Annotated in this window: 11 protein-coding genes; 1 reads left to right on the forward strand and 10 read right to left on the reverse strand. The window is 68.1% G+C overall.

Features of this window, described 5'->3' with window-relative positions:
• Window positions 1-62: 62 nt before the first annotated feature.
• From ACZ5PO_RS35695 to ACZ5PO_RS35730, 8 genes are all read right to left on the reverse strand, one after another.
• Window positions 63-872 (reverse strand): class I SAM-dependent methyltransferase, encoded by an 810-nt coding sequence (locus ACZ5PO_RS35695; protein ID WP_464187477.1) that lies wholly within the window; start codon window positions 870-872, stop codon window positions 63-65.
• Window positions 873-952: 80 nt separating this feature from the next.
• Window positions 953-1,780, reverse strand: a complete 828-nt coding sequence (locus ACZ5PO_RS35700; protein ID WP_464187478.1) for a slipin family protein — start codon at window positions 1,778-1,780, stop codon at window positions 953-955.
• Window positions 1,777-3,198: an NfeD family protein gene (locus tag ACZ5PO_RS35705; protein ID WP_464187479.1), complete on the reverse strand. Its 1,422-nt coding sequence runs from the start codon at window positions 3,196-3,198 to the stop codon at window positions 1,777-1,779. The genes ACZ5PO_RS35700 and ACZ5PO_RS35705 overlap by 4 nt, the downstream gene beginning before the upstream one ends.
• A gap of 161 nt (window positions 3,199-3,359) precedes the next feature.
• Window positions 3,360-4,073, reverse strand: a complete 714-nt coding sequence (locus tag ACZ5PO_RS35710) for a spermidine synthase (RefSeq protein ID WP_464187481.1) — start codon at window positions 4,071-4,073, stop codon at window positions 3,360-3,362.
• A 153-nt stretch (window positions 4,074-4,226) separates the two neighbouring features.
• Window positions 4,227-4,607: a PaaI family thioesterase gene (locus tag ACZ5PO_RS35715; protein ID WP_464187482.1), complete on the reverse strand. Its 381-nt coding sequence runs from the start codon at window positions 4,605-4,607 to the stop codon at window positions 4,227-4,229.
• Window positions 4,608-4,805: 198 nt separating this feature from the next.
• Entirely contained in the window at window positions 4,806-6,005 is a 1,200-nt protein-coding gene (locus ACZ5PO_RS35720; RefSeq protein ID WP_464187483.1) for an ABC transporter substrate-binding protein, read from the reverse strand.
• A gap of 49 nt (window positions 6,006-6,054) precedes the next feature.
• Entirely contained in the window at window positions 6,055-7,206 is a 1,152-nt protein-coding gene (locus ACZ5PO_RS35725; RefSeq protein WP_464187485.1) for an acyl-CoA dehydrogenase family protein, read from the reverse strand.
• A gap of 30 nt (window positions 7,207-7,236) precedes the next feature.
• Entirely contained in the window at window positions 7,237-8,793 is a 1,557-nt protein-coding gene (locus ACZ5PO_RS35730) for a class I adenylate-forming enzyme family protein (protein WP_464187486.1), read from the reverse strand.
• Window positions 8,794-9,346: 553 nt separating this feature from the next.
• Between ACZ5PO_RS35730 and ACZ5PO_RS35735 the strand changes: the two genes are divergently transcribed.
• Window positions 9,347-9,976, forward strand: coding sequence for a TetR/AcrR family transcriptional regulator (locus ACZ5PO_RS35735; protein WP_464187487.1), 630 nt, complete (start codon window positions 9,347-9,349; stop codon window positions 9,974-9,976).
• 68 nt (window positions 9,977-10,044) lie between these two features.
• On the opposite strand, the gene fahA is transcribed toward ACZ5PO_RS35735, so the two are convergent.
• Window positions 10,045-11,289, reverse strand: coding sequence for a fumarylacetoacetase (gene fahA, locus ACZ5PO_RS35740; RefSeq protein ID WP_464187488.1), 1,245 nt, complete (start codon window positions 11,287-11,289; stop codon window positions 10,045-10,047).
• Complete coding sequence (gene hmgA, locus ACZ5PO_RS35745) at window positions 11,277-12,641, reverse strand: homogentisate 1,2-dioxygenase (RefSeq protein ID WP_464187489.1); 1,365 nt, start codon at window positions 12,639-12,641, stop codon at window positions 11,277-11,279. The genes fahA and hmgA overlap by 13 nt, the downstream gene beginning before the upstream one ends.
• Window positions 12,642-12,724: the final 83 nt, after the last annotated feature.

Here is a 12,724-nt window from a genome sequence, read left to right on the forward strand (position 1 = left end):
AGCTGAGACCCCACGTCTGAATACTTTATGTGCCTCAAATTCTTCTTCAGCCACCGCTGACGTCACAGCGGCCTTCTTGCCGAGAACAGGATCGTCTGCAGCGGCACGCGGGCGGGATTGCCCAATTCGCCGCGCAGTTCCTGTGCAAGGGCGTCGACGACGCGTTCGGGATCGACGCTGCCGCGCGCCCGGATCTGGTCGATGAGCGGGTTGCCGTAGACGCCTGCGCGGGCAAAGGCCGCCACGTCGGGCACCTCCTTCTCCCGTCTGAGCACGACGACGCTGATCTCGGAGAAGCCTGCCTCGATCAAGGCTTCCTTGATCGGATCGATCTGGTGGCAGGAGAAGGGCACCCGGTAGAACTGGGGCGGATCCTCCGGGAAGACGCGAGCCACGACCTCGTGCGCGATGCGGCCGTAGGGGTTGTGGCGATGGGCGTCCCAGACGCTCAGCAGATAGTGGCCGCCAGCGGCCAGGACACGGTAGGCTTCTCGATAGGACTTGTCCTTGTCGGGAAAGAACATCACGCCAAATTGGCAGACGACCACGTCGAAGCTGCCATCGGCGAAGGGCAGCGCCGTCGCATCGGCTGGCTGAAGGTCGATCTGCTCATCCGGCCGGAACTTCGTACGCGCGACATCGAGCATCGGCGCGTTGAGATCGGTTGCCGTCAGGTGAACGTCAGCCGGCAGGACATCGCGCAGGCGGCGGGTGACGATGCCGGTGCCGGCCGCGGTCTCGAGCACGCGCGCCGGCTGGTAGGCCGCAACGCACTGCGCCATATCGTCGGCGTAGTCGACGAACAGCACCGGCCCAAGGCCTTGATCGTAGTATTGAGGAATGCTCCCGACAAAGCCGGCGTCACTGGTCATGTCGAACTCCCAGTTCTCCCCGCATCAGGAAAACACGGGGCGCCCCCGCTCGCAATGCCGACCCGCCGCGCGCCAATCGGTTACGCAGCCTCGTCGGGCTTGCCGGTGCTCGCGCTGGGCCTCTGCGCTGCCGGAGCCGACGCGGCGCCGTCACGCTCGGGCGCGCTCAGAAAGCCCCGCAGGAACTCCACGGGCATGGGGAAGACGATGGTCGAGTTCTTGTCGCCAGCGATGTCGTAGAGTGTCGAGAGATAGCGTAGCTGCATGGCCTGTGGCAGCCTGGCCAGGGTCGACGCCGCGTCCACCAGGCGCTCGGCGGCCTGATGCTCGCCCTCGGCGTTGATGATGCGAGCGCGCCGGTTGCGCTCCGCCTCCGCCTGGCGGGCGATGGCGCGCACCATGCTCTCGTCGATATCGACGCGTTTGATCTCCACGTTCGCCACTTTGATGCCCCAGGCGTCGGTCTGGTTGTCGAGGATCTCCTGGAGGTCGGCGTTGAGCTTGTCGCGCTCGGACAGCATGTCATCGAGGTCGTGCTTGCCGAGCACCGAACGCAGCGTGGTCTGCGCGAGCTGGCTGGTCGCCACCATGTAGTCCTCCACCTGGATCACCGCCTTGTCGGGCTCGATGACGCGAAAATAGAGGACGGCATTCACCTTCACCGAGACGTTGTCGCGCGAGATCACGTCCTGCGGCGGCACGTCGAGGACAATCATGCGCAGCTGCACCCGCACCAGTTGCTGGACGAAGGGCACGAGGACGACGAGGCCGGGCCCCTTCACGCCGGAGAAGCGGCCGAGGGTGAAGACGACACCCCGCTCGTATTCCCGCAGGATGCGGATGCTCGTCAGCACGATGGCGAGGATAATGAAGATGACAAGCACGAGAGGCAGCAAAGCGAGGCTCATGATCGATCTCCGTCGGTCTTCAGGCGGTCGTCGGGCGCGACGAGGAGGACCAGGCGGTCGCGGCCCGTCACGCGCACGGGCAGGCCCGGGGCAAGGGGTACGGACGCCACGGCGCGGGCCTGCCAGCGCTCGCCGTGGACGCGCACCTCGCCGCGCCGGCCTGCCCAGCTGAGCACGGTGCCGGGCTCGCCGATCATGGCCTCGCTGCCCGACACCGGCCGACGCCGGTGGGCGCGGACCACGGCCGCCAGCATCACCGCGAACAGCGCGACGGTCATCACCGTCGCGGCCACGACCACCGGCAGTGACAGGGCGACCCCGGACGTCTGGTCGAACAGCAGCAGCGAGCCCAGCGCGAAAGCGGCGATGCCGCCGGCACCGAGAATGAAGGAAGGTGCCAGGGCTTCCATCACCATCAGGGCGATGCCGAGCAGGAGCAGGCCCAGCCCTGCATAGTTGATCGGCAAGAGGTTGAAGGCGAAGAGCGCCACTAGGATGGCGATGGAGCCCACCACGCCCGGGGCGACGACGCCGGGGCTCATGAATTCGACGATGATGCCGTAGACGCCGACGAGCAGCAGGATGTAGGCCACGTTCGGATCGGTGATGATGCCGAGCAGCGTCGCCCGCCAACCCGGCCGCTCGACCACCTGGGCGAGGCCCGCGGTATCGAGCGCGACCGTCTGGCCGTTGACATCCACGCGCCGCCCCTGGGCCTTGGCCAGGAGGTCGCCGACGTCGTTGGCCACGATCTCGATGACGTGGCGGTCCAGTGCCGCGCTGGCGGACAGGCTGGAGGCACGGCGCACCGCCTCCTCGGCCCAGTCCGCATTACGGCCACGCAGCTCCGCCAGGCCGCGGATGAAGGCTGCGGCATCGTTCACGGCCTTTGCCGTCGCGGCATCCGCCGATGGCTCGCCGCCCTTATCCTCCTTGCCGCCGCCGAGCTGAATCGGCGTGGCGGCGCCCAGATTGGTGCCCGGCGCCATGGCCGCCAGGTGGCAGGCATAGAGGATGTAGGTGCCGGCGCTCGCCGCCCTCGCCCCGCTGGGCGCGACATAGCCGATGACCGGGATCGGAGAGGCGATGATGTCGCGCACCATGTCGCGCATGCTTGAGACGAGTCCGCCCGGCGTATCCAGGCGCAGCACCACGACCGTTGCCCCACGCGCAGCGGCGGTGGCGAGGGCGTGCCGCAGGTATTCGGTGGAGGCCGGGCCGATGGCCCCTTCCAGGTCGACGACCAGTGCCACGCGCGCCGCTGGCGCGCCGCCCGCCTGGGCGTGAGCCGCGCGCGGCGGGCTCACAGACAGCCCGAGGGCGACAAGCACCAGCGCGCTCAGCCGCGCTACGCTGCGGGCGCCCCTCTGGACGGCCGCCAGCGACAGGACAGGACGATGCACCGGCCGATGGAGCACGCTCGGGCGCCCTCCGTTGCTCCTCTTTAGATGGGGATCGGCGCGAGCATTTCCCAATCGGATGCAATCATCCGATCGCCCGATATGCACCGGGCTTTGCCAATTCGGCGCCCGTCAGCCCCCTGGCGCATCTTGGCGAAGGACGCCGCGCTCCGGCTTCGTCAGGGCCGCCGGGCTGGCGCCGGCGGCCGTGGATGGGGGCTACCGGCCGTCGCCACCCAGATGACGTGCCGCGCACCCCCTCCCCCGTGCACGGCGCGCGCCCTCAACTCCTCGACGGCGAAGCCCACCTTGCGCAGGCGCTGGGTGAAACCGCGGTCGGGCCCCGACGACCAGACGGCCAGGATGCCGCCCGGCCGGAGCGCCCGCTTGGCAGCCCCGAGCCCGGCCACATCGTAGAGCCCGTCGTTGGCTTGGCGGGTGAGGCCCTCGGGGCCGTTGTCGACATCGAGCAGGATGGCGTCCCATGCCGCGCGACCGCCGCGGATCAAGTCACCCACATCGCCGACGCGAATGTCGACGCGCGGATCGCTCAGGCTGTCGCCGAAGACCTCGGCCAGCGGCCCCCGCGCCCAATCGACCACGGCAGGCACCAGCTCGGCGACGGTGATGCGGCTCGCAGCCGGCAGGCCGGCGCCGAGGGCAGCGCGCAGGGTGAAGCCCATGCCGAGGCCGCCGATCAGCAGCTGCGGCCGGGTGCGGTCGCGGATGCGGTCACAGGCGACGGTGGCGAGCGCCTGCTCGGAACCGCTGACGCGACTGTTCATCAGCTCGATCGCCCCGGACATGATGGAGAACTCGCCGCCGCGCCGCTTCAGTCGCAGCTCGCCGCCGCCGGGCATTGTCGCGGTGTCGAGCTGGACCCAGGGAATCACGGTGCAACCTTTTCCGCCGGCGGTGGTGTGGCGCGATCGCGCCGAGCGGGCTGGCTTAGCCGAATGCGGCCCTACTGCCCAGAGCGCTTCACGATGGACTGGAAGAGAGCCGCGACGGGCGCGTGTGGATCGGCTGCATCTCTCGCGGCAGGATCAGATGCTGCGCCGGACCGCAAGGGTCGAGGATGCGGTCGCGACCAGCTCGTCGTCGCGTCCGTGCAGCGCCGCGCGGGCGAAGGCGAGGCTGCGTCCGCGACGTTCGACCGTCCCGGCGGCGCGGAACGTGCACGGGTGAGCGGCCCGCAGGAACGATACGGTGAGGCTTGCCGTGGTGCAATCGTCGCCGTCCGGCAGGTCGGCCAGCACGGCGAAGGCCATGGCGAAGTCCAGCATGGCGGAGACGATGCCGCCCTGCAGCACGTTGCCGCCTTGCAGGAAGGCCGGGCCGGGGGTGAACTCCAGGACCACGCCGGAGCCGCGATCGGCGGCTCGGATCTGGGCTGCGAGGGCCGCGGCGAGAGGGTTCGAGGTCACGGCGACAGGCTTGCCTCCCCCCGCCCGAAACAGGCCGATCAGGCGCTGATCTGGGTTTTGCTGCAACGGCTCGGAGCCCATGCGGATGTTCCTTGGACCGCGATGTTGGGCTGCGCCCAACACCATTCGGCGGGGTGTGCGTGGACCGGCACGCGTTCCGGGACGCCCGGCGGCGACGGCCCACCTCGACGCGTCCCGTCAGCCCTTGTCGGGCGATCCCGAGACCAGCGGGCAACCGCCCTCGGCCATGGGTCGGAAAGCCGCCTCCCCGGGCACCGTCTTGACCAGTTGGTAGAGGTCCCATTCGCCGCTGGACTGGGCCGGGGACTTCACCTCGAACAAGTGCATCTCCCGCAGCAGCCGCCCGTCGGGACGCAAACGCCCGTCTTTGGTCATGAAATCGTTCACGGGCAGCTCGCGCATCTTGGCCATGACGGTCGGGCCGTCCGTCGTGCCGGCAGCCTTCACCGCCTTGAGGTAGTGGGCGACGGCGCTGTAGACGGCCGCCTGCCCTTCTGTCGGCGGACGCCCCATGCGCGCGGCGAACCGCTTGGCGAAGGCGCGGCTCTCCTCGTCGAGATCCCAATAGTAGGGGGATGCCAACAGCAGCCCGCCCGCTGCCTTGAGACCGAGGCTCTTCACGTCGGTGGGAAAGATGACGAATGTCGCCAGCTTCTGGCCGCCCTGCCGGATGCCGAACTCGTCGGCCTGCTTCAGCGCGTTGGTGGTGTCGGCCGCGGCGTTGGCAAGACCGATCACCTTGGCGCCCGACTGCTGGGCCTTGAGCAGAAAGGACGAGAAGTCGGAGGTGTTGAGCGGCGCGAAGGTCGTGCCCAGCACCGTGCCGCCGTTCGCCTTGATGCTCTCCGTCGCATCGCGGGCGAGCGCGCGGCCGAAGGCGTAGTCGGCGCCGAGGAAGTACCAGCTGTCGCCGCCCCGCTGCACGACGACCGACCCCAGCACCTTCGCCTGGGAGTAGGTGTCCATGCTCCAGGCCGCGGTGAACGGCGTACATTTGGCGCCGGTGAGCTCGGCGCTGAGCGAGCCGACGAGCAGGGCGGGCTTTTTCGCCTGGCTGGCGATCTCCGACACCGCGAACCCCACCGCCGAGTTCGGCACGTCGGTGATCATGTCGACACCGTCCACGTCGAACCAGCGGCGCGCGATGGCGGAGCCGACGTCGGGCTTATGCTGGTGGTCGGCGGCGACCAGCTCGACCTTCCGCCCGAGCACCACGCCGGCATCCTCGATGGCGAGGCGGGCGGCCTCCACCGAGCCGGGTCCGGAGGCGTCGGCATAGACCGACGACAAGTCGGTGAGCACCCCGATCTTCACCGGGCCTTGGTCGGCGGCGAGCCCCGGTCCTGCCAGCAGGCACCAGGCAGCTCCCGCGCGCATCAATATCTTTCGATACCGCACGAACATTTCCTCCTGTATTTTAAAACAACTACTCTACGATGAGCGCGCGACTCACCACTTCTTTCATGATCTCGGACGTGCCGCCGTAGATCCGCTCGATCCGGGCATCGACGTAGGCCCGGGCGATCGGATACTCGGCCATGTAGCCGTAGCCGCCGTGGAGCTGCAGGCAGGCGTCGGTGACGCGGCCGAGCAGCTCGGCGTGCCAGAGCTTGCCGGCCGCCGCGTCCGCCGCCCCCAGCCCATCCCCGAGCCGCAGCTCGATCAGCCGGTCGCAGAAGGCGCGGCTGGCCATGAGCTGGGCCTTGAGATCGGCAAGAACGAAACGCGTGTTCTGGAAGTCGAGGATGCGCTGGCCGAACGCCCGGCGCTCGCTCACGTAGGCGAGTGTCTGCTCGAACGCCGCCTCCGCCCGGCTCTGGCACTGGATCGACACGAGCAGCCGCTCCTGGGCGAGTTCCTTCATCATGTAGAAGAAGCCTTCGTTCTCGCCGCCGAGAAGGTTTTCAGCCGGAACGTGAACATTGTCGAAGAACAGCTCGGCGGTATCCTGCGCTTGCTGGCCGATCTTGCGCAGCGGCGCGCCGCGCGAGAAGCCGGGAGCCGAGGTCTCGACGACGAAGAGGGAGATGCCCTTGGCCCCGCGGGTGGGTTCGGTGACGCATGCGACGACCGCCACGTCCGCATTCACGCCGTTGGTGATGAAGGTCTTTTGCCCGTTGATGAGCCAGCCCTGACCATCGCGCACGGCCCTGGTGCGGATCGCGGCGAGGTCGCTGCCAGCCGACGGCTCGGTCATGGCAATCGCGCCGATCTTGGTGCCCGCCACCATTTCCGGCAGCAGGCGGCGCTTGATCTGCTCCGTGCCGAAATCGACGATGTAGGGGGCCACGATCAGCGAGTGCAGCGGAAATCCGGGACCGGTGGCGCCGAGCCGGCCGAGCTCCTCGCTGACGATGACGTCGAAGCGGATGTCGGTCCCGATCCCGCCGTAGGCCTCCGGCACCCAGGCGCACAGCATGCCCAGCGCCCCGGCCTCGGCCCACACCTCACGCGGGACCCGATGATCCGCCTCCCAGCGGGCGTGCTCCAGAGCGACACGGGCCTCGCAGAAGCGCCGCACGACCTCGCGGAAGCGCGCGTGCTCTTCGCCGAACAGGGATCGTGGAAGAACGGACATGGGTGGTCTCTTCGAGGCGGGAGCGGACGTTCAGCGCTCGTCGGCGCGCAAGGCCCGGCGCAGCACCTTGCCGGTGGGGCCGGTGGGTAGCTTGTCGAGGAAATGGAACCTCCTCGGCACCTTGAACCCGGCGAGCGCGCAGGCCGTGCGCAGGAAGACGTCGAGCTCCTCCGTCGTAACCGGCTCGCCATCCACCACACAGAAGGCTTCCACGCGGCGGCCGAACCGCTCGTCCGGCTGCCCCACCACGGCGCATTGGCGGATGCGCGGATGGCGCATGAGGGCGCCCTCGATCTCCTCGGCCGATACCTTGATGCCGCCGCTATTGATGACGTTGTCGGTGCGGCCGACGACCCAGAGGTAGCCGTCCGCATCGATGCGCCCGAGATCGCCGCTGCGCCACCAGCCGCCGCTGAAGCGCTGGCCCGTCAGCTCGGGATCGCGCCAGTACCCGGCCGCGAGGGATGGGCCCGAGATGGCGATCTCGCCCACCTCGCCCGTCGCCAGCTTGTCATCGAAGGAGCCGGCGGGATCGATGATCTTCACGTCGACGCCCACCCCGGGCCGCCCCGAGGAGCCGAGCTTGCCGCGCGCGACGAGATCCGGCGTCGTTGCGAACACCGCCGAGCCGACGAACGCCTCGCTCGACTGGTACTGGCAGGAGATGTTGCGGCAGAAGGAATGCTGCAGGCGCTCCACGTCGCTCTGCGCCGGGGCTTCGCCGGAGATGGTCACGAGCGACAGCGAGGACAGATCGTAGGCCTCGTGATCCTCGGCGAACACCATCCGCCACATGGTGGGCACGAGCGGAATGATGGTGCCGCGCTCGCGCTGGCACGTCTCCAGAAGGTCGCGCGGATGGAACTGGCCGCCGAACACGATACGCCCTTTGCCCGCCACGACGGGCAGGCTGACGATGGCCCAGGCGGCGAAGGAAGGCTGCATGTAGAGCAGCGCCGTCGTGTGCGGCGTCACCGGCCCGAAGACGACCTGGCCGCCCTTGGCGCCCTCCAGCAACGAGCGGTGCGTGTGGGTGATCCCCTTGGGCTTGGCCGTCGTGCCCGAGGACAGGATGATGGCGGCGACGGCGTCCGGGCTCACCGGTTCCGGCGCGACGTCCCACGGCTCCTCGGCCGCGCGCACGGCATCGTAGCTCGCGTCCGCCGCCTCGTCCGCGCCAAGGCACAGGCGCCGCGGCGCGAGGCCCGAAGCCGCGATCGCCGCTTCTGCGAGAGGCGCCAGCTCGGCGTCGTAGATCAACACTTTCGCATCGAGCCAGGCGAGGACCTGGCCGATCGCGGGCGCGGTCTCGCGTGCGTGCAAGTTGCACGCGATCCGCCCCGACAGCGTCACACCGAACCAGGCCGCTGCATGACGCGCTGAGGAGAGACAGAGGCAAGCGACGACCTCGCCCGGTCCGGCTCCGAGGCGCGCGCAGGCGGCCGCCACGCGGCGGGAGGCGTCGAGCGCCGCCTCGCCGCTCATGCGCTCCCGCGCGTCCACGAACAGCTCCTCCCGTCCGCGCCACTGCGTAGAACGCACGTAGAGGTCGCCCAGCGTCGAAAGGCCGGGTGTACGGATCATCATGGGCGGCGGCCTCCCCAGCGCTCAGCAGATCTCGAACAGGCCGGCGGGCGCCGGACGTTCTGGCGGCGCACTGCCGTCGGCGCCGTCTTGCGCATCTGGGTATATGATTATCGATCGGATGTCTAGATGACCGATCGTTTATTATAAATACCGAACGATCGCTATTATCATGCAAGGAGAAGGCGAAGACGGAGAACGCCGGCTCTCAAACCCCGATTATGCCCGGATCCCACGGCGTGATCGGACGACGATCGCAGGCCTCCGAAAGGTCATTCCGAAATGCGATCGTGCGCCGCGCCGAGCTGGCGCGGTGGGACGATGCGGCGGACGCAGGCGCGGATTGGCGCGCCGCATGTACAATCGGATATAACGTGGCGGCTCCGAGCCGCCGGGGCGCCCAGCGGTCAACCCGGGATCAGATCAGATGGCGATTCGACGACGAGCCCCCTCTTCCGCCGCTCCGCGAGCCGGGGAGCGTCCGCCGCGGCGCACGACGTCCGCAAAGAAGGCGCCCTGGGGCGCCCGGCCACAAAGCCGGGCCGAGCTGCGGCTCATGAAGGAGGAGGTCCTGCTCGAGACGGCCGCCCACTGGTTTCGCCTGCACGGCTTCCACGGCACGTCGCTGGCCGATCTCGCCTCGGAACTGGGGATCACCAAGGCCAATCTCTACAACTACGTGCAGGACAAGAGCGAGTTGCTCTATCGCCTGCAACTGCGCTCACTGGAGGTGGCCGAAGCCGGACATCGCGCGGCCGTCGCCGAAGGGCGCGACGGGCTCGACCGGGTGCGCCTCATCGCGCGCAACTACGTGCGGGCCGTGACCGAGTCGGTAGCGGCGACGATCATCGCCCTCGAGGAGGGCGTGCTGCCGCCGGCTCAGGAGGCGGAGATCCTCAAGCGCCGCCGCTGGCTCCAGCGGGACCTGCGTCAACAGATCCGCGACGGCATGGCCGACGGCAGCATCGTGCCGTGCGACGCCAAGCTGATGTCGCTCAACATCGTCGGGATCCTCTACTGGACCACCCACTGGTATAGGCCGGAGGGCGAGTGGACCGGCGCGCAGATCGCCGAGGTCACGAGCCTCGGCATCGCGCGCTCGCTCTCGACCAGGGCTTTCGAGGCACCTCTCACGATGCCGGCGCTCGCCGGGGCCGTCGGCGCCGAGACACGACGGCCCGGGTAGACGGCCAACCCTTCTCGCCGCCACGGCTCCTGGCGGACCTGCGTGGGGGGCCGACTAGGCCGGGCCGTCTACTCGCGCGCCCACTCGGGCAATGGGCTCGCCGCCCGCAGCTGGCCTACGCATTCGCCGAAGCCGATCCTGTAGCCGTCGCCGAGGGCCGCGCCGCGCAGCGTCACGGTATCGCCGTCGTCGAGGAAACGGCGCGTCGTCTGCGACGGCAGAACCAGCGGCTCCGCGCCTCCCCACGTCAGCTCTAGCAGCGAGCCGCAGCTGTCCTTCGCAGCGCCGGATATCGTCCCGGAGCCGAGCAGATCACCCACGCGCATCGAGCAGCCGGACGTCGTGTGGTGCGCCAGCTGCTGGGCGGCCGAATAGTAGAGCTCGCGCGCATTGGTGCGCGCGATCACGGCCTCCTCCTCGCCCGCGGGACGCAGCCCGATCTCGAGCGCGATGTCGTAGAGCATCGGTCCGGGCTCGCGAAGATAGGGCAGAAGCGGTCGCTCTCGGTCAGGGCCGTGCGCCCGGAACCGCTCGAGCGCGGCCTTCGGCACGATCCACGGGCTGATCGTCGTGGCGGTGGCCTTGGACTGGAACGGGCCGAGCGGCACATACTCCCAGGCCTGGATATCGCGCGCCGACCAGTCGTTCAGCAGCACGTAGCCGAAGATCATCGTATCGGCCTGGGCGACGGAGACCATGCCGTCGGACGGCAGCCCGACAATGGCACCGAGCTCCAGCTCGATGTCGAAGCGCGCCGACGGAGCGAAGTGCGGGAGATCCTCCTGAGGCCCCTTCAGCTGGCCCCAGGGACGCGTGACCGGCGTGCCGGAGACGACGACGGAGGACGCCCGTCCGTTATAGCCGATGGGCACCGACAGCCAGTTGGGAGGAAGGGCGTTCTCCGGCCCGCGGAACATGCTGCCGACGTTGAATGCATGGTTCTTGCTGGCGTAGAAGTCGGTGTATTCGCTGACACGCAGCGGCATCAGCAGATCCGCGCCGCGCATCGGGAGCAGGTGAGGCTCGACGGCGGGGCGGTGACGCTCATCGGACATCAGCTCCGTCAGCCGCGCCCGCAGCCCTGCCCAGGCGCCCGGCCCGGCAGCCATCACCGCGTTCCAGGCCGGCTCGGCGAACAGCGCCTCGTCGAGCCCGTGCTCGATGTTGCGGACATCCAGGATGGCGTCGCCGATGGCCACGCCCATCCGCGGGCCGCGACCATCGTCGAACACGCCGTACGGCAGATTCTGGATGGGAAAATCCGTATCGCCGTTGGCGGATGACAACCAGCTCTTCAACCTCATGCCTTGCATCCCGGTTGGCCGTCGAACGTCTTGGCGAGGCTGTCCCAGCAGTCGATGTAGTCGTCCTGCAGCGGAGCCTCGGTGGCCGCGAACCTGGTCAGGTGCTGAGGAAAGCGTGTCTCGAACATGAAGGACATGGTGTTGTCCTGGAATGCCGGCGACATCGCCTCGTTGGACGCGTGCTCGAAGGCCTTGCGGTCCGGCCCGTGCGGCAGCATGCAGTTGTGCAGGCTCATCCCGCCCGGGACGAAGCCCTGCGGCTTGGCATCGTAGACGCCATAGATATTGCCCATCAGCTCCGACATGATGTTCTTGTGATACCATGGCGGCCGGAACGTATGCTCGGCGACCATCCACCGCTCCCGGAACAGCACGAAGTCTATATTGGCCGTTCCTTCCTGACCCGACGGCGCCGTCAATACGGTGAAGATCGACGGATCGGGATGATCGAAAAGCACGGCGCCGACCGGTGAATACGTTCTCAGGTCATACTTGTACGCACAATAATTGCCGTGCCAGGCGACCACATCGAGCGGAGAGTGATCGATCCACGTCTCGTGGAACTGCCCACACCACTTGATGACCACGCGCGAGCGGGCGTCACGGTCCTCGAACGCCGCCACGGGACATTTGAAGTCGCGCGAGTTGGCAAGGCAGTTCGCGCCGATCGGACCCCGGTTCGGCAAATCGAACTTCTGGCCGTAGTTCTCGCAGACGAAGCCGCGCGCCGGCCCCTCCGGCACCTCGACGCGATAGACGAGACCGCGGGGAATGATGGCGATCTCCTTGGGCTCGATATCGATGATCCCGAGCTCCGTGCAGAAGCGCAGCCGGCCTTCCTGCGGGACGATCAGAAGCTCGCTGTCCGCGGAATAGAAATACTCGTCCTGCATCGATTGCGTGACGAGATAGATGTGCGACGCCATGCCGGTCTGCGTGTTGACGTCGCCGGCCGTCGTCATCGTGCGCATGCCCGTCAGCCAGGTCAACGGCGCGTCCCCGACGGCAACAGGGTCCCACCGATACTGACCAAGAGAGATGACGTCGTCGTCGATATTCGGTGCCGTCTGCCAATAAGGAAGATCGATCTTTCGGAAGCGGCCGGTGTGCTTGACCGAGGGACGGATTCGATAGCACCAGGTCCGCTCGTTCTGACCACGCGGCGCGGTGAACGCGGTGCCCGAGAGCTGCTCCGCATAGAGCCCGTAGTTGCATTTCTGCGGGCTGTTCTGCCCCTGAGGGAGGGCGCCGGGGAGTGCCTCGGTTTCGAAATCGTTGCCGAACCCCGGCATATAGCCGGCGTGGGTTCCCTGCGTGTCGACAGCGCGGATCATACCGTGCGGCTGAGCAACCTGGTTCATGTGTCACTCCTGGGAAGGGTCGCGTCCGAACCACGGTTCATTGCATATGCAACGATGTCAAGGATTTTTGTTGCGATTGCAAT

Source organism: Chelatococcus sp. KU-N122, assembly GCF_055391085.1.